The sequence below is a fragment of the Shewanella sp. SR1 genome (assembly GCF_020447145.1).
Taxonomy (GTDB): Bacteria; Pseudomonadota; Gammaproteobacteria; order Enterobacterales; family Shewanellaceae; genus Shewanella; species Shewanella baltica.
In genome coordinates this window covers 45,450-63,177 of the sequence record NZ_JAJAEF010000002.1, presented here as the reverse complement: position 1 = coordinate 63,177, position 17,728 = coordinate 45,450, and the positions used below count along the sequence as shown (strand labels likewise).

Genomic DNA, 17,728 nt, shown 5'->3' with positions numbered 1-17,728 from the left:
TATCCTTTGATTTTCTTCGATTTCAATTGTGGGCCGAGCTTAACAAAACTGAGCTTTTCACTCCACTTTTTTATCCGGCCTAAAAGCGCTCAAAACCCGCAGCGAGCGCTCTTTGGCTACAGTAACTACAGTGACAGTGGCTACAGTGATAGTCCTAAAGCAGTAAACACCTCAGGGCTTGGGAAGCCATCGGCAATCATCTGTTTGCTCCGTTGAAAGGCTTGCAGCCCTGCCACAGAGTTACGCCCCAACACACCATCTGGCTTGCCAACATCAAATCCGGCCTCATTCAGTTTTGCTTGCAGTTGCTTAACTTGCTCGCGACTTAAGCGTGGCTGTTCTGGCGGGCTCACTGTCAAAGGTAAGCCACCATTAATGCGATCGGCGAGATGCCCCACTGTAATGGCATAATACTCAGAGCGATTCCAACGCATGATCACATTGAAGTTCTCATAACCTAAAAAGGCAGGCCCTGTATGGCCTGCAGGCAAATACAGCGCGGCTTGAATATCCACGGCGGGCAAAGGTTGACCATTCGCTTGCGTGACATTGAGCGCAGCCCATTCCGATAAGGCCAAGGGCTGCTTTGCACCTAAATGGCTGTAACTAAAATCCTTTGGCAATAAGACTTCACGGCCCCAGCGTTCATTTCGCTGCCAGCCTAAGTGCTGTAAAAAGTTCGCGGCGGAAGTCAGCGCGTCAGTGGTGCTATTCCATAAATCGGCTTTACCATCGCCGTCACCATCGACGGCATATTTGGCATAAGCCGACGGCATAAATTGCGTGTGTCCCATGGCGCCAGCCCATGAGCCCACCATAGTGTCATCATCGAACTGATACTTTTCTTTCAGCTTTAAGGCTTGCATCAGTTCTATGGTGAAATAATTGCTACGGCGTGGCTCACAGGCCAAAGTCGCGAGCGAATTCAATACCGACATCTTGCCTTTATAGGAACCATAGTTGGTTTCAAGCCCCCAAAAAGACAAGATATATTGCGGCGGCACGCCATATTCTTTGGCTAGTTGATTGAGTAAAACGTTGTGTTTTTTCAGTAAGCGACGGCCTTCATTGACGCGCCATTCGGTGGCACGCTTACTGAAATAATTATCAAAAGTCTGGCTGAATTCAGGTTGTTGCTGATCGAGCTCAATCACCCGAGGCACAAATTTCAAATTTGCAATGGTCGAGTTAATCGTCGCCTCTGACAGCCCTTCGGTGCGCGCCCGCGCTTGTAGCCCAGTCACACAACTCGGAAATGCCTCGGCATTTTCTTGTACGCTAGCACTGATATCAGGCATTGGGTTGGCTTCTGCGGCTATGCCACTTGCGTTGCTACTGCTCGCGTTAGTGCTTGCCTTAGTACCGGCACTCGCCGCTGGCACGCTGGAACAGGCACTCAAGCTGATACAGGCGGCAATACTCGCAAACAGATAAGTTAACCCTTTAATTTTAATCAAATCAACAACTCCAATATTTGATTTCACAATAATGACACAGTCATCACACTGCTGTGGCTAAACACGACAATCTTCCTTCTTCGAGAGGGAATTGCCCTAGAGAGATATTCGCCTTGGCATAACGAGTTAAAGGTTCTATTAAAAAAACCTTTAACGGCCAATGGTATAGAAGACATGTTTCTCCCCCACGGAAAGCCTCTATCTGAGCCACACTTGGTCAGCAAAGCACGCTGCATCAAGGCTTCTCATTGCCAATAATCCTGACCCATAGCGACACGTAACACAATCCTTATCGCCATAAATACCTTGTGGCATCGGCTTATTGCTCAGTTATCCAACACAAGAAAAATCTTAACAAAGAATCCCTTGGTATCGCAGCATGTTACCGTATAATGGATAAGTTAACAGCACACATCAAAGAGACCTATCATGACTGAAATCAATGCGGCTTTGGCTGGCTTTATCAAAAATGTAAAACAACATCAGACGCTTTGGGGTCTAATGGATGAAACTGGCGAAGGCTGGGTCGTTTGTGACTCTTCAGAATTTGAAGACACAGATGTGATGCCATTGTGGTCAAGTGAAGCCACTGCAAAATCCCATTGCAGCGACGAATGGCACGACTACCAACCCGTTGCTATTTCATTAGAAGAATTTCTGGAATATTGGGTGTCTGATCTCAACGACGATGGTGTATTGATCGGTGTGGATTGGCAGACTGATGAAGATTGCCTTGAACTTGATCCAATTGTTTTAGCAAAAGATTTGGTTGATGTTGAAGAAGTTTAATCCCTTCAATATGCCGTTAGTGACATCAAGGACTGAGGTGCTCATTCCTTGATGTCTGCTATCCCGCTTATCGATATTCCCTTCGACCAACGCCATACCTGTTGGTTTTGCGGCGAACCGAGCAATCAACACTTCGAATATATTGCCCACACACATACGCCACATCCTTCGTTAGCCGTGCCCGCCTGCAACGAATGCTTACGATTAGCCAAACAACATCCTTTGAGCTCAATATGGGATTGTCGTATGGCCGTCAAAGATGCACTGATGCGCATTTATGCAAAACACCTCGCGATTGGGATTAATTGGACCGAAGAAGAACTAGCCGAGTCTAAATTTTCCTGCAAAGTGTTTGAAGGCTTTAAGAAAAGTGCTTGGATGATGTATCAGATTGCCCGCGACCGTATCAATGCACCCGGCTGGCCACTGGTATTAGAAGGCGAAGAAATTGACGACCAAGGTTATAACGCAGGTTTCGAATTTGATGGCGTGACCTTTAACTCAGTCAATGCTGCAATCCAGTACTACTCGACGCAATTCACCTTAGATCCACAGTTTTTTGCCGAACTGGTGCGCCTCGTCGGCCGATCAAGATTCAACTACGCCCTACGACTCGCCCGCATCCATATTGCCGCCGCCAAAGAAATGAAACGCCAAGTATTACAAGATGTAGATGCCGAATTCGCCTCGTAATTGAGCGTTAAATAAAAAGGTAATCTGGTAGGATTTGAACAAAAGCGATGGAAAGGTGACGATTGAATGGCTGATATTAAAAGTCTGATATAAACAGGCCACATTTAAAAACAGTCATTAAAAGCGGTTGTTAAAAGCGCTGAGCCTACCGATGACCAACACAAGGTCAATCACCGATAGTTCGTATCTCAAACTGCTTAGTGATTAATCACTTGTCTTAATCTTTCTTGTACCACTTCCACCAGCAAATCCGGCTGGAACTTAGAAATAAACTTATCACAGCCTACCTTTTCAACCATGGCATGGTTAAAGCTGCCACTCAGTGAAGTATTCAAGGTTATATATAGATCTGACATAGCTTTATCACCGCGGACTTCAGACGTCAGCTTGTAACCGTCCATCTCGGGCATTTCGGCATCGGTAATCATCATCAGTAATTCTTTGGACACTTGCTTGCCTTCATCACGCCATTTTTGTAATAAATTCAATGCCTGCAAGCCATCAGAAGCCTCAATAATTTCTATGCCTAGTTGGCTTAAAGTCTCACGCACCTGACGCCTTGCGGTCGATGAATCGTCCACAATCAAGATTTTTCTGCCTGGCATTTCATGGACTAAGGTTTCATCGAGCACACCTTCAGATAAACTAATATCGTAGTGAATGATCTCCGCCAGTACTTTCTCTACGTCGATAATCGACACTAATTGCGATTTGCCTTGATGTTCGATGCGGGTAATTGCCGTCAGATAATTATTGCGCCCCGCCGTTTTCGGCGGCGGCATGATATCGCTCCATGTCATGTTGATAATGTGCTCAACCTTGCCGACTAAGAAGCCCTGCACGCTGCGGTTATATTCTGTGATGATCATATTAGCATCATCATCTGGCGGCACAGGTTTAAACCCAATAGCCGAACGTAAATCAATCACAGGGATAGAAATGCCGCGAATATTAGCAACACCATAAATATGAGGATGACTCCCAGGCATGGCATTAAGGGGAGGAAGCTTAACCACTTCTTTGACTTTAAAGACGTTGATGGCAAATAACTGCGTGGAATTAATGCTAAAGAGCAACAACTCGAGGCGGTTCTCACCCACGAGTTTGGTACGCTGATCTACGGTTGCAAGTACGTTTGCCATAATGCTGCTTCTCTACTCTTGAGGAAAATCCTTTCCTCACATGCGACGGATTAGCTCAAATTATAGCGGTAAACTCCCATGAAGAACCATGCCGAGGTGCTATTTTATCTAAAAATTACAACCACTCTCGCAAAATCATGCCGCTAACTTGATTTACTCAACCCCCGAATATCAATGGCGCTGTCGGCTCATGTCTGTGCTCAAGCGGCGAAATAGCCAAAACATTTGGCTTTGGCATAAGTATGAATATTAGTAAAAGCACGAATATTCAATCCATTCACAACGAACATTCAATTTGCGTCAGCGGCGCTGCCACCTAACGCTGCACTTTCTGGGCAAGCACCATGCCCGCAAGATCCAAGGCATTTCTGTCGCAGACTATCTCAAACCCCGCTTGACGCAACACAACTAACCACTCGCGGTGATTAAAGCGATTTTGCTGTGGATGCTCAAATAGGCGTCGACTCAGTGGATTACAAATCGCAGCGCGATATAAATCCTCTACCACAAAGTAACCGTTTGGTTTCAGTACTCGGGCAACGTCCTTGATGGCCGCCTGCCAATCTGGAATATGGTGGAATACAGCAAAATCAAACACCATATCGAACTCGCCATCGGCAAAGGGAAGACAAGAAGCGTCGGCAACCGAGAAACTCAGCCCTTTCAAACCTTGTGGCCGAGCTTGCCAGCGAGATTGCGCCGCTACGACCATTTCAGGGTCGATATCCACGGCCGTGATATGTCCTGCGCCAAAATGCTCGCGGATCAACTGAATACCATTACCAAACCCACAACCGATTTCTAATGCGCGCTCGCAGCGAGCCATAGGTTTAGGCATCATAGACGTAAGCAAAGGCGCTTCGACATGATTTTGTAGCCAAAAACGTATTGGATGCTGAACGAGCTTTTTCTCAAATGGATTTAATTTCATGCCATCCTCTAAATATGGGTAAACTATTGTTGATAATTTTACTGATCGAACTGCCACTATGGTACGTAATGATAGGAACATAAGTTCACCAGAGGCCACGATGAAATTACCTCTTTTTCCACTACCCATTTGTTTATTGCCCGAAGGTTACACACAACTGCGGGTATTTGAACCTAGATATAAGCGTTTAGTCGCCGAATCGTTAAAGTCAGGCGAAGGCTTTGGCTTATGTATGCTCGAAGAGGATGGCAAAACCATTCAGCCCATAGGCACCTTAGTGCATATTATTGATTTTGAAACCCTACCCGATGGACTATTAGGGATCAGCGTTCAAGGTTCAAAGCGCTTTAAAGTTAATGAAATCAGTGTCGAAGACGATGGCTTGAAGCGCGGCGATGTTAGCTTTATCGACAATTGGCCTGCGACACGTATTGCGACCGATGAGCGTTACTTGAGCCAAATGTTACAAAATATCCTCAAGGAATATCCACAACATCTCAAGCACTATCAAGCGGAACAGTTTGAAGACATTGCTTGGGTCTGCCAACGCTGGCTAGAAATATTGCCCGTGCAAGCCTCAGAAAAGTACAACTGCATTAATACCTTAGATCATATTATGACCCGAGACCTATTGCGGGCCGTGATAAAATAATCCTGTGAATGATCCTTTATTTAAGCCACTCCGTATTGATTGACAGTTTGACAGTAAAACTGGGCTCAGAAGTGAAACAAGCCTCTCAATTTTGTCGTTACTGATCTCAAACTTAGCACTAACGACTGGGATAAGAGCGAAAATAATGGAAAATATTCAATCACAAAGCAGGCAAAATCGGTATCATGGCCCTATCACGTCTCTGACTCATTCGGCTATGGATAACGACATTCCCGCTCTCAAAACCTGCGAGCCTCAAGCGGATACTTTGATCACGTTTATGCTACAAGTAGCAGACAAACGAGACAGAGCCGCCTTTGGGCATTTATTCCAGCATTTTATGCCCAAGATCCGCGCCTTTGGTTTACAAAGACTGAATCAACAAGGCTTAGCCATGGATTTAGTTCAAGAAACCATGACCAGCGTGTGGACTAAGGCCCATCTGTACAATGCAGAGAAAGGCTCAGTGACAACTTGGGTGTTTACCATAATGCGTAATCAGTGTTTCGATATGCTGAGACGAGTACAACACAATAAAGAAGATACCTTTGGCGATGATATTTGGCCGCTGTGCGATGCGACCATGGCTCAAGACACACTCACTGATCATAAATTGACGGCGAAACTCCTCCAACATCTTGATGCCCTTCCCCTAGCGCAACGACAAGTCGTGCAAGGTATCTACATGCAAGAACTCACTCAACAAGAGCTAGCCGATGCCCTCAAGGTGCCAATAGGCACCATAAAGTCACGATTAAGACTCGGGCTAGAAAAGTTGAAAAGTTTCTTGGAGACACACAATGATTAAGCATCATCCCCAACAAGAATTACTCGTGAGCCATGCGAACGGGGTCTTACCTTTATCGATGGCCATCGCGGTATCAGCGCATTGCGCGTTATGTGAGACGTGTCGTGAGCAACTAGCCCTATTAACCGAGCAAGCTGCCAATTCGGCATTAAATCCAGATGGCGCTCATGCTCATGCTGCAAATCATACAGACCAAGAGTTGATTCACACTGCACATATTGATGCTGGAAACACTCAAGCGACTAATGTACCAGTGATGGATATTGACGCTATGCTGGCGCAAATCATGGCCCAGCCTGCGGCGACGGATGTGCCTAATAATGCTCCTCTGGATGTTCAAGTAAAACAACAGCATTACACAGTGCCGTCGGTGTTTCGCCAGCATTTGGCCCGTCCTTGGCAAATCTTAGGCAAAGTCAGTCGCATGCGTTTTGATGTCGATGAAATGAACACCCGCGCGAGCTTATTGCACATAGATGCGCAAGGTGAAATCCCCCAACATACCCATAAGGGCTATGAATTAACCCTATTGTTAGCGGGAGCGTTTTCGGATCTTAACGGTGACTATGTGCCAGGTGATTTTATTGTGCTCGATAGCCAACATCACCACTCACCTAAAACCGTTGACGGTTGCTTATGCTACACAGTGTTAGATGCGCCGCTGCATTTTACCAAAGGCCTAAGCAAGTTGCTTAACCCCATAGGTGAACTGATTTATTAAGCCTGTAGCCAGTGCTTTAACATGACTTATTTACTCCGTTTTAAAATGAGTCCGCTGCTAAATTTTCAATTACTGAATCTTCAGTTACTAAATTTTCAGTTACTAAATGACGGCCATTAATCCCATTGAAATAACCTATTTCAGTGGGATTTTTTATTCTATTTGCATGAGTTTTTTATTCAGTTTGCTAGAATTTTTAATTCAATTGGCTAACAGTAGCCACATCCTTTTCGCCTAAAAAGCCGCAATATGGACACTCAGCATTGCCGCCAAATACAAAATAAGAACATGATCTATGCCAAGCTTTATGCTTTAAATCAAATGAATAGCCAGAAACAATTCACGTTAACTCAACATTAATCAACAAATAATCACATTGAATAAAAATTAAACTTGCATAAGCTATTTTTATTGATATACTGCACGTCGTTTTGAGAAACACCTTGTTGTTTACCTTTTTAAACCAGCCTGACTATTAGCAATCAGAGTTCGGTCCTCATAAAGAAAGCCTACTACAAGCAAAACCCCATAAGCTCAAGCATTCGATACCACTAAAATCATGTGGTTATGTCTGTGAACTTACTGTTCTCCACACTGTCATAGTATTGTCATTAAGCTATGGTCAACTGGCAGTATCAAGTTAGTCCATTGGCATAATCGACAGCATGTATTATTTATCGATTAAGCATCTCTTGATTAATGAATCAAAGATGGGGTAACCTCGATACTCAATAGAACGAATCTTTCGCAAATTGCTAAGGATATTTTATAGTTACAACTATCTCACCTATGGGTGAATTAACAAAAAGGAGTGTGGCATATGTCATACAAAATTAATGGACATGAAATTACAGTGAACTTCCCTGTAGATTCAATCTCAGTAAATAAAACCTCAATTGCTTTTACCGATCGTCAAGGTAAAAACAGACAGACTTTTTCAAAACGTACAGAAGCCATCAGCTTTATGAAATGGTTATTGTCCGCAAACAAATAAGTCAAAAAATAAATTAGACGATAAGTTAGAAATAAGTACTGTAATACCCCGTTTGCTCAAGTGTATTTAATCGGTTTCCATTCTCTTCGCAGTACCGAACACTTAAGTAAACTGATAGCCGAATGTCACGAACACGCTATCCTTTTTTACGTCATCATGACGAACACATTTGGTTCAGGCTGTATCTCTCTCACACAGATACCTGCCGAACCAAATGAGTCAAATCTAACTTAGATCACCTATTTCCACTGCAGCATCCGCTAATATTCATCCCCATGAATACTGTTCAGCACCTCATCTATGCTAAAACCCAATACCCAAATCGCCATGCAAAGCTTGATAAGCCAGATAAAAGCGACAATTCCGCTCAATTTAACGGATGCACAACTGTGCCAAGGACAATGTCTAGGTTGTTCGAAAAAAATGCTGGAAATGTTAGATGCTGAAATCAGCTATTGGCAGTTTAGCGATGTAATACCTAGCCTAAAAGATTTAAAACACCTCGAGAATATAGGCCAACGTACCTATAAAATCCTTAAGCGAAACCATCTACTATCTTAAGAAACCATCTGCCGTCTTAAAAAAGCGGTCTTAATCTATTGCGCTGGTTATATTACTATTCTTTGAAAAGTCTCATACTCCAGCAAACTTACGCAGATAACGCGGCAACATAGTCTCATTCCCCAATAATCCGCCTTGATGCAAATACATCACATGACCTAATTCACTACGCTGTAAATAATCCTCAAGCACAATAAAACCTAAGGGATCGTAGAGTAGTTCAAATTGAATCCCTGAGGCACAAACGCGCTGCCACATGGCATAGAATTCAGGGTAGAGTTTACCAAAGTGATATTTTTTGCCGACATTCACTATCTGTGGATGCTCGAGAGTATTTGGATTAAGCATAGAGAATTGCAAACGTAAATAATCATCGCCGCCCACCACAGCGCAAGTCACAACGCGAATCGCCGTTTGTTGACGAATAAAGTACTGATTTAAAAATAACGCCGTCGTCCCCGTCCCCGACGGTAAAAATACCGTTAAATCGACTAAATCATTCGCCTGCGCAAATTGCACTATTTCTTGCGCCAGTCTATTTACCCCGTATTCAGCGTAGGAACAGCGACCGCCCTCTGGGATAAAAAGCGCCGTAGGCTCATTCGCGAGTACCTGAGTCTCGATATACTCTTGGCAACTCAGTCGCGCACTACCCGTTTGCAAAGCAGGCTCAGATCTAGCATTAATCTCTAACAAAACCTGAGGTTCGCATTGCGACTGAGTAAACGTCTGCTTTTGCGCCATTAACTCACTTAAGTCGATAATATTGGTGCCATTTGCCAATGCCGCAGCGTAATTCCCCGTGGGATGCTTGACTATTTGACTGGCAATATGGTCAACATAAAAATCACACTGCCAGCCTTTCATCTTGGCCAATGTTGATAGGGAATACAAAGAGTTCGCTAAGGGTGAGCCGTGGCCTATCACCTTGTTGATGCCTATAAACTCATGATCTAAAAAGTAGCCGAATTTACGCGCTTTATTGCCGCTAAACGCTGGATGCAATAAATCATCACGTTTTAGAAATATTTCTCGACCAGCAAAGGCAAAAATATCGACGGGGGAATTTGCAAACATCAGGCTACTCAAACGATTAAATACTCAGGCTTTTAAGCCATTGGATGGAATGGCTAGTGTAACGCCGCCTTTGCTCTTCTGCTCTTAAGAAATTAGCAATTTAGCGAAGAATTAGTGAAAATCACAAATAAAGCTTAAACGGATAGATCTAAGTCATTGATTATTAATAGCCAAATAATTGGCACGTTTCTCGCTTAGTCATTGGTATATATTCAGTTTATCAAAGCTAACAGCATTCATTACAGCTGACGATAAAGGCTAAAAAAGTAACATAAGGAGTTTTCAATGGCAGTATTACGCTTAATATTCAACATCGCTTGGTTTGTGCTCGGTGGATTTGTGATGGGACTCGCTTGGTGGCTCGCTGGTATCCTGTGTTTTATCAGCATTATTGGTATACCCTTTGGCCGCGCCTGCTTTGTTATCGGTGAAATGACCTTCTGGCCATTTGGCCAAGAACAAATCAGCCGTCGTCACCTAACCGGACGAGACGATTTAGGCACAGGTGCCCTAGGCATGGTGGGAAATATTATTTGGTTCTTGCTGTTTGGGATCTGGTTAGCCATAGGCCACTTAGCCCATGCCCTAGCCTGTTTTGTGACAATTATCGGCATTCCCTTTGGAATACAGCATCTTAAATTGGCGTTACTCAGCCTAACACCGATAGGTCAAACCGTCGTGGCTAAAGCCTAATCGGCAGTGAGTTATCCGTCTTAGCGCTGTTCATTGCCGATGATTTACTGTCGATGATTTACTGTCGATGATTTACTGTCGATGATTTACTGTCGATGATTTACTGTGGAGAATGGATAGCGCTTTTTCATCCCACACTGAAAATATCGCCTCGTTAAAGGCCATTTCTTCCTCCAGTAAATCGTTACAATTATATTGAGCATGGGCATATTGCGCATGGGCAGGTTCATCATCCTCTTGAACCTCAGTTTGCGGCTTAGTCGGCGCCACAATTGCCAACAGATAATGTGCCAGTTTTGCAGGGGCATCAATGGCCGCATCATGGCCGCAATACGCTAATACTATCAAATCCGTGTGAAAGTGCTGTGCCAAGGCTTTGCTCGATGCCATGCTCACCAACGCATCACGGTCACCGCAGAGCACACTTATCGGCACTTCCACGGTCAATGGACACTGATATTGAAAAGCCGCCCACAGTTGCCGCCAGGCGTTACGAATAGTTGGCGACGATTGGCGGCGAAATTCACTCCATTCGGCAATTAAACCGCAGTCTCGCCGATGACGAAAACTGGTTAAACGCACTATCGTCGACTCAATGGGATGTAAGGCTTTACCTCGAGCCCGCAAGAAAAATGCCTTCAATGCATTCAGTGGATTAAATCTTTGATACCAAGCCGATAAATTAGCCGCACTGCTGTTTAGTACAAATACATGCCTTATCTGCCAAGGTCGCTGGCGCGCCATTTCCAGCGCTAACATACCGCCCATAGACAAGCCGAGAAGGTAAATGGCTTCCCCATCTTGTACCTGCTCATCCAATTGCAGCCACACGGCATGGGTATAGTCAGCAATCTTAAGTGGGCTTAGTTCATGGGATAGCGTCCCATTACCTGGCAAATCCGGTGTCAGTACTCGCAGCCCCTTTTGTCGCAGTCGCTGATCGAAGCCATTCCAGTGGCGCTGATCACGCATTAATCCCCGCAATAACACCCAAGTTGTCATGACTGTGGCTCCCGATACCAATACTGCCGCGCGCACTCAGTGAGTTCAGCCAAACGTTCAGGCGTTAACTGCTCTAACGATTGGGCGTAGGCCGCTTCCATCATAAATTGCATCAGCACTGTGTGCCTGCGTAAAATTCTGTGATGACGATGTGTTTTCTGCGGATTGAAAAAACCTGCAAAATTAAATATTTGTCTGGGATTTTTCTTAATCCAAGCCCAGGATCCCATCTCTAATGTCAAAGGCAGAAACGGCACCTGAGCATGGGGATCGGCCACTTGATGCTGGCGATAGAGGTAATCCCAAATATCCCCATGGGTGCGATAAAACTGGCTCTGCGGCGCGAGCCGATAATGGTCATGATGGGGATAACTTTGTTCAAATAATTGTTTTAGATGAAGAATATAATTGGCATTTTCGAAGGCGGTACGCGTATGGGCGTAGGGGAACCAAATATGATCACTCAAGCCAAAGCCAGAGTGAGCATCGAGGGAAATCAAACTGGTGCTGCGGCTCAGCAATTGCTGTACATAGGCAACTAAACCGACGGTTTCAAGCTCCATTCCCCCCACGCCGCGATACCAAGGCAGCCGCGACGATATCCGCTGTCCTCCGACCATAAAAGAGACTTTTTCGCTAGATTCTATCGGGGCGTTACGCATCAAATCCACTTGATTGCCATTGCCCCGCGTTCCCATAAATAAACCAACGGGATTCACCACAGGCACAAAAGCTAGCCGCACGCCCGTTAACATCTGTTGTAGATGTTTATCCCACACCAGCCGCTGCAACAAACTGTTCAGCAATGCCAAGATGACTTGAGAGCCAATACGTTCAACCCCATGCACGCCGCCCACAAAGAGTACTGTCGGACAGGGCTTATCTCCCCCGCCCAGTTCAACACTGTAGAGAGGAAAATGTTCGTGACGAAATGGAATGTCGGCAAGAATTTGATACTGCAACTTAAGATGATGAGTATCAATGAGTTGTTGCAGCGTATCTAACTCAAAGGGAAGTTTATTCATGTCACCTTAATCAATAAAATGAGAAAGCAACTCATGCCGTTAAGGTGATGCTAATAGTGAACAAAGACAGAATGATGACAAGCGGAATATCTGATGTAATTTTGAGAGGAATTGGCTGAAAATAGAGGAAAAAATAAGGGGAAAAATTGAGAGCACACTAACCTCAATCATGCATTAGTCTTCACGATACAGTAGCTCTCCGATGATGGTTTCGACGTCAATTTGCGCCAAACCTTGATCAAAAATATCCCGCCAACGTCGGCCTTCTTCGGTATTACGAAACGCGATATAAAGCTGCTTATTCGCTAAAATTTGGCGGTTGATTTGCAGTTTTTCCGCCAGCGGCTGCAAGGGCTTTTGCTTAAGTAAATAGTGCAGCACGTTGACATCAATTACCGCCGCATCAATTCGGCCTGCGGCCACTTTCTTAATATTGTGCTCATCTGAAGTCACCGCTTCAGTCGGCTGAACGCCTGTGGCAATCATGCGATCTAACGCCTGAGTATTCACGTAATCTTTCACCACACCTAAGGTATAGCGATTCAGATCTTCGACATAATTCCAACTCACAGGATGGGCTTTTTGCTCCACCAGTCCCAAAGGACCGTCGCCAATCGATTTAGAAAAAACAAACTTTTCAGTCTCAAAGTAATACTCAGGGAAATAACCCAGATAGTCAGAATTAGGCATACTGGCGAGCTTTACAGCGCGGCTCCATGGGTAAAAATCCACTTCTAATTGGTGCCCCATCACTTTGAGCGCCGCCCGCGCCACAGCAATACTCGCGCCCTGCTCGGCTAATTGCTGCCCAGAATAAGGCGGCCAAAGTAAGGATGTCAGCATTAAGGTATCCGCCTTAGCCGTGCTTAATCCCATGGAGGAAAGGCAACACGCAAGGAGCTTTAAACGCCATCGAACCATTTGGGACTCCTTAGTCTACAGAATGGATTGACTACTAAATCATCGACAAATTGAGCTTTAGTTTTTATCTTCCAAGATTTTTTCTCTGGTTTCAGTATAGCCATGAAGCCACTGCGGGGAAGTGAAGTTTTGTTACAATTAGGCTGACGACATAAGCTGCCAATAAATGAGCAAAGGATTAGACTGAAAACTGACATACAGTTAGCACACAACTGATAGTCAGCTGACAGTACAGCTTGATTCGATTAACTCACCATAAGGCCAACTCCTATGCGCAAAGTTACCTTTTTCAATCGCGCGCCGTCCTCCCATGCAAAAGGCGCGATAACTAAAGCAGGGATCACTGTGATTGGCGCAGCTTTAACCTTGCTCGGGCTGGTCTTTTTACTCTTACCTGGCCCAGGTTTACTCTTGATTATCTTAGGATTGGCGCTGCTCAGCACACAATATGCCTGGGCAAAGCTGGCGCTGCGTCGTAGTCAGCGAAAGTTAACTCAAAGTGCGGCTTGGCTTGATGGCATGACCCGTCGACTCTTCCGTTAACTTGTCGGTTAAACGACACCTATAGACTGAATAAAATTCAAGCCGCATTGTGCGGCTTGAAAGTCAAAAAAAGCAGACTCGCCAAATCACATCACTTAAGCATTAATATCTTCATATAACTCTTGATACATCAGCTCACGCATTTTGAATTTCTGAATTTTCCCCGTTACTGTCATTGGGTACTGATCCACAAACTTGATGTAACGTGGCACCTTGAAATAGGCAAACTTCTCGGTGAGGAAATGGCGAATATCTTCCTCGGTAATCGTCGCGCCAGAGCGGACTTTAATCCAAGCACACACTTCCTCCCCGTATTTATCGCTTTGAACGCCAAAGACCGCCGCATCCTGCACATCTTTATGGGTGTAAAGTTTCTCTTCAATCTCACGGGGATAGATATTCTCGCCACCGCGAATGATCATATCTTTAATCCGACCCACAATTTGCACATAACCTTGCTCATCCATTTGGCCAATATCGCCAGAATGTAGCCAACCCGCACTGTCTATGGTCGCCGCTGTTTTTTCGGGATCGTTCCAATAGCACTGCATTATGCAATATCCCCGACTACAGACTTCACCGGGTTGATTAATTGGCAACACTTCACCAAATTCGTCAACTATTTTCACTTCGGTATGGGGCAAAGCACGGCCAACAGTGAGCACCCGTTTCTCAACTGGCGAATCAATTTCAGTAATATGATTGAGCGGACTGCACTCAGTCTGACCATAACCAATTAGTACTTCCTTCATATACATGAGATTTTGTACTCGGCGCATCACTTCTTCTGGGCAAGTTGCCCCCGCCATCACGCCGGTTCGTAAAGAACTCAAATCAAAACGCGTAAATTCAGGATGCTCAAGCTCGGCAATAAACATAGTCGGTACGCCATGTAAAGCGGTGCAACGCTCTTGCTCAATCACTTGCAATGTCGTCAAGGGATCGAAGGATTCGCCGGGGAACACAGCCGCGGCGCCCTTGGCTAAGCAAACTAAACTGCCGAGCACCATGCCAAAGCAATGATATAAGGGCACAGGAATACAGAGTTTATCGTGACAGGTAAACTTCATCGCCTCTGCGACTAAATAACCATTATTCAAAATGTTATGGTGGGATAAGGTCGCACCTTTTGGGCTACCCGTGGTGCCAGAGGTAAACTGGATATTAATCGCATCATACGGGCTTAATGCTTTGCCGATACTCTCGAGTGCCGCCTTGTCATCGGCGGTCACATCGACGAGCAAGTCATCAAAATTCAACATGCCGACGGATTTTTCAGCGCCCATACGGATCACAAACTCGAGCTCAGGAACGGCCTTCGCCTGTAATTGACCCGCAGGGCAAGAAGTTAGCTCAGGCGCCAATTCGTATAGCATTTCGAGGTAATTGCTGGATTTAAACTTGTCGGCACAAATTACCGCGCGGCACCCCACATTACTCAGCGCGTATTGCAACTCTTCAGGCCGATATGCAGGGTTAATACACACCATGATGGCGCCAATTTTAGCGGTCGCATATTGGGTTAAACACCATTCAATATTGTTGGGTGACCAAATGCCCACCCTATCGCCGGACTTAATACCGAGTTTTAATAATCCTGTGGCGAGCGCCTCGATTTGAACGAGATATTGACGGTAATTCCAGCGGATATGTTGATGATGTACGACAACCGCTAATTGGTCGGGATACATTGCCGCAACCTCATCAAGATATTGACCTATGGTTTTCTCAACGAGTTTCGGTGATCGCACACCATGAAACTCGCTGACCTTGAGCGGACTGATAACTTGGCTTGTTGGAACTGACATTAAGGCCTCCGTGCATTTATTATTATGGTTAGCGAGGTCCAAACTAACCAATCCACGGATAATGTCACAAGCAAAAAAGCACTTTATTAGACTAAAGAGTAAGATAATCGATTAAATAACAATCCATTAAAGTGCGGGGTTAGCGGCTGATAAATTCAAGATGAGTACTCGACTTAGGCACATTTAAGCTTTGCAAGCGCTCAACAATGGCCAGTAAAATCCCTTGGCGACGCATATTCTCTAACACGCCAGGGCTAAAGACCTCAAGTCGCGTCATGGCGGTCAGCAGCAATTTGCATTGTGCTATGCTCGCTTCACGAATGTAGGCGGGTTTATCGACTAAGTAACTGTTGTTATACCAATAGTCCCAAGTGAAATTTGCCAATAACCAACCTTGGGTTGTCAGGTCATTAATAAATTCCAGCATCCGCTCATGGCTTAGGATCACATCACCGGCTGTAAAATCCTTAAGATATTTAGTATATAAACCACAGTCGGACGTCATTGTTGAAGTTCCCATCACACACCTCACAGGTTTTGATTGCCACTGCTGCCACAACTTGTATGGCACCAATCACAAACCGAGATCGAATTTGACGCTTTGCCTTAGTATCGAGAATCTGCATAAGGCATACCAAATAAGATTGCAGCCCACAGGCTAAGCCACCTTATCTGAACCGAAACTTAATCAAACTCACAATGCTTGATATGAGTGACGAACTGGGGTGTTCGACTAAATTAAGATAAACTTAGGGATATTGAAGCGCTTAACGGCAACTATGAATAAAGGAAACAAGATGAACTACTGGCTTATGAAATCGGAACCCGACGAATTCAGCATAGATGATCTTAAGGCTTGCCCGAACCAAACCGAAGCTTGGCATGGGATACGTAACTATCAGGCGCGTAACTTTATGCGCGATGAGATGCAAATTGGCGATCAGGTATTTTTTTACCATTCAAGCTGCAAAGTACCCGGTATTGTTGGTATCGCTGAAGTCGTGACAAATGCGTATCCCGACAGCACGGCCTTCGATCCCGAATCTAAGTATTTCGACCCTAAGTCAGATCCTACTAAACCAAGATGGCTACGAGTGGATATCCGCTTTGTCGAAAAATTTAACGATATTATTCCCTTAAGCTTGATTAAAAACCTGCCGCAATTGGCCGACATGTATTTAGTGTCTAAGGGCTCAAGGCTGAGTATCCAACCTGTGACCGCCGAACAATGGCAAGCTGTGCTAATGTTAACCCCTTGAGTTTAAGCATCTCGACTCAGTAACGTTCAGCTAAGGTTCATTTAGTATCGCCTATTGTTGGCCGCATCAAGCATTGCCGCTGCACTAGCTCAATGCTCTCTCAACGCCCCTTTGGAGCACAGATGAATAAATCAACGTCAGTGGTTATCGTAGGACTCGTGCTCAGCTTAATGGCGCCTATATCAGTTTTTGCTAAAGATGACCATGAACACGAGCACCACAAAAAAGAGAAAGGCTTACCACCTGGATTACAGAAAAAGGTCGACCACGGTGAACGTTTACCACCCGGTTGGCAGAAAAAACTCCATCGTGGTGATGTGCTTGAGCATGATATTTATGACCGCGGTCGTATCATTGTGCCCTTAGACAGAGATGGCATTATTAGCATCCAAGTTGAAGGTGCATTGATCAAACTCGATAACAACAGCCGTAAAATCCTCGATATCGTCAATATCATTACCGAATAACGCAAGACATTCGTGAGATGGCTAATCACGGCAGTTTTATTAGCACGCCCAGTTCTTATTAGGGCGTGCCATCATCCCAAATCATGATGCTTGCACAACCCTATCCCTTGTCTGTACTTCTATTTATCCCACAATTTCTCGCGAGTTAATGAGCACAGTTACAATTAAGAAACATACTGATATTT

At 44.9% G+C, this 17,728-nt stretch carries 20 protein-coding genes; 11 read left to right on the top strand and 9 right to left on the bottom strand.

The genetic code is table 11. The features are described from left to right. Positions 1-140 precede the first annotated feature (140 nt). Positions 141-1,457: a lytic murein transglycosylase gene (locus KV201_RS02175; RefSeq protein WP_226058394.1), complete on the bottom strand. Its 1,317-nt coding sequence runs from the start codon at positions 1,455-1,457 to the stop codon at positions 141-143. Between the two features lie 429 nt (positions 1,458-1,886). On the opposite strand from KV201_RS02175, the gene KV201_RS02170 reads away from it, so the two are divergent. Both KV201_RS02170 and KV201_RS02165 read left to right on the top strand, forming a co-directional pair. After that, positions 1,887-2,246, top strand: coding sequence for a DUF2750 domain-containing protein (locus tag KV201_RS02170; protein ID WP_006082098.1), 360 nt, complete (start codon positions 1,887-1,889; stop codon positions 2,244-2,246). A 51-nt stretch (positions 2,247-2,297) separates the two neighbouring features. Further along, positions 2,298-2,939 carry a hypothetical protein gene (locus KV201_RS02165; protein ID WP_226058393.1) on the top strand — a complete coding sequence of 214 codons (642 nt, stop codon included), beginning with the start codon at positions 2,298-2,300 and terminating at the stop codon, positions 2,937-2,939. A 197-nt stretch (positions 2,940-3,136) separates the two neighbouring features. Here the strand turns inward: KV201_RS02165 and KV201_RS02160 are convergent, their stop codons facing one another. Further along, positions 3,137-4,081 (bottom strand): chemotaxis protein CheV, encoded by a 945-nt coding sequence (locus KV201_RS02160; protein WP_006082100.1) that lies wholly within the window; start codon positions 4,079-4,081, stop codon positions 3,137-3,139. Positions 4,082-4,397: 316 nt separating this feature from the next. Then, the gene (locus KV201_RS02155) at positions 4,398-5,012 is read right to left on the bottom strand and encodes a class I SAM-dependent methyltransferase (protein ID WP_226058392.1); all 615 of its coding nucleotides are present in this window, start codon (positions 5,010-5,012) and stop codon (positions 4,398-4,400) included. Between the two features lie 100 nt (positions 5,013-5,112). Between KV201_RS02155 and KV201_RS02150 the strand changes: the two genes are divergently transcribed. From KV201_RS02150 to KV201_RS02130, 5 genes are all read left to right on the top strand, one after another. Beyond that, positions 5,113-5,664 carry an LON peptidase substrate-binding domain-containing protein gene (locus tag KV201_RS02150; RefSeq protein ID WP_071939314.1) on the top strand — a complete coding sequence of 184 codons (552 nt, stop codon included), beginning with the start codon at positions 5,113-5,115 and terminating at the stop codon, positions 5,662-5,664. Between the two features lie 145 nt (positions 5,665-5,809). Then, entirely contained in the window at positions 5,810-6,472 is a 663-nt protein-coding gene (locus KV201_RS02145; protein ID WP_006086176.1) for a sigma-70 family RNA polymerase sigma factor, read from the top strand. Continuing rightward, positions 6,465-7,193, top strand: coding sequence for a ChrR family anti-sigma-E factor (locus KV201_RS02140; protein ID WP_226058391.1), 729 nt, complete (start codon positions 6,465-6,467; stop codon positions 7,191-7,193). Before KV201_RS02145 ends, KV201_RS02140 begins: the two co-directional genes overlap by 8 nt. Before the next feature lie 820 nt (positions 7,194-8,013). Beyond that, complete coding sequence (locus KV201_RS02135) at positions 8,014-8,187, top strand: hypothetical protein (protein ID WP_006082106.1); 174 nt, start codon at positions 8,014-8,016, stop codon at positions 8,185-8,187. A 300-nt stretch (positions 8,188-8,487) separates the two neighbouring features. After that, entirely contained in the window at positions 8,488-8,748 is a 261-nt protein-coding gene (locus KV201_RS02130) for a hypothetical protein (protein ID WP_226058390.1), read from the top strand. A gap of 72 nt (positions 8,749-8,820) precedes the next feature. Here the strand turns inward: KV201_RS02130 and KV201_RS02125 are convergent, their stop codons facing one another. Further along, positions 8,821-9,825, bottom strand: coding sequence for a 1-aminocyclopropane-1-carboxylate deaminase/D-cysteine desulfhydrase (locus KV201_RS02125; RefSeq protein WP_226058389.1), 1,005 nt, complete (start codon positions 9,823-9,825; stop codon positions 8,821-8,823). 285 nt (positions 9,826-10,110) lie between these two features. Between KV201_RS02125 and KV201_RS02120 the strand changes: the two genes are divergently transcribed. Beyond that, positions 10,111-10,518 carry a YccF domain-containing protein gene (locus KV201_RS02120; protein ID WP_063883059.1) on the top strand — a complete coding sequence of 136 codons (408 nt, stop codon included), beginning with the start codon at positions 10,111-10,113 and terminating at the stop codon, positions 10,516-10,518. 72 nt (positions 10,519-10,590) lie between these two features. Here KV201_RS02120 and KV201_RS02115 read toward each other — a convergent pair whose 3' ends face one another. From KV201_RS02115 to KV201_RS02105, 3 genes are all read right to left on the bottom strand, one after another. Further along, positions 10,591-11,520 carry an alpha/beta fold hydrolase gene (locus tag KV201_RS02115; RefSeq protein ID WP_226058388.1) on the bottom strand — a complete coding sequence of 310 codons (930 nt, stop codon included), beginning with the start codon at positions 11,518-11,520 and terminating at the stop codon, positions 10,591-10,593. Next, positions 11,517-12,545 (bottom strand): M14 family zinc carboxypeptidase, encoded by a 1,029-nt coding sequence (locus KV201_RS02110; RefSeq protein WP_226058387.1) that lies wholly within the window; start codon positions 12,543-12,545, stop codon positions 11,517-11,519. The genes KV201_RS02115 and KV201_RS02110 overlap by 4 nt, the downstream gene beginning before the upstream one ends. Positions 12,546-12,719: 174 nt before the next feature. Then, on the bottom strand, positions 12,720-13,466 hold the full coding sequence (locus tag KV201_RS02105) for an ABC transporter substrate-binding protein (protein WP_226058386.1): 747 nt from the start codon (positions 13,464-13,466) through the stop codon (positions 12,720-12,722). 270 nt (positions 13,467-13,736) lie between these two features. Between KV201_RS02105 and KV201_RS02100 the strand changes: the two genes are divergently transcribed. Beyond that, entirely contained in the window at positions 13,737-14,009 is a 273-nt protein-coding gene (locus KV201_RS02100; RefSeq protein ID WP_071939308.1) for a PGPGW domain-containing protein, read from the top strand. A gap of 95 nt (positions 14,010-14,104) precedes the next feature. Here KV201_RS02100 and KV201_RS02095 read toward each other — a convergent pair whose 3' ends face one another. After that, positions 14,105-15,817 carry an AMP-binding protein gene (locus KV201_RS02095; RefSeq protein WP_226058385.1) on the bottom strand — a complete coding sequence of 571 codons (1,713 nt, stop codon included), beginning with the start codon at positions 15,815-15,817 and terminating at the stop codon, positions 14,105-14,107. A gap of 139 nt (positions 15,818-15,956) precedes the next feature. Then, positions 15,957-16,337 carry a DUF6508 domain-containing protein gene (locus KV201_RS02090; protein WP_006082114.1) on the bottom strand — a complete coding sequence of 127 codons (381 nt, stop codon included), beginning with the start codon at positions 16,335-16,337 and terminating at the stop codon, positions 15,957-15,959. 277 nt (positions 16,338-16,614) lie between these two features. Here KV201_RS02090 and KV201_RS02085 point away from each other — a divergent pair, with 277 nt between their 5' ends. Next, positions 16,615-17,076, top strand: a complete 462-nt coding sequence (locus KV201_RS02085) for an EVE domain-containing protein (protein WP_006082115.1) — start codon at positions 16,615-16,617, stop codon at positions 17,074-17,076. Positions 17,077-17,198: 122 nt separating this feature from the next. Next, a complete protein-coding gene (locus KV201_RS02080) occupies positions 17,199-17,543 on the top strand; it encodes a hypothetical protein (RefSeq protein WP_006086165.1) in 345 nt (114 codons plus the stop codon). The last annotated feature ends 185 nt before the right edge of the window (positions 17,544-17,728 follow it).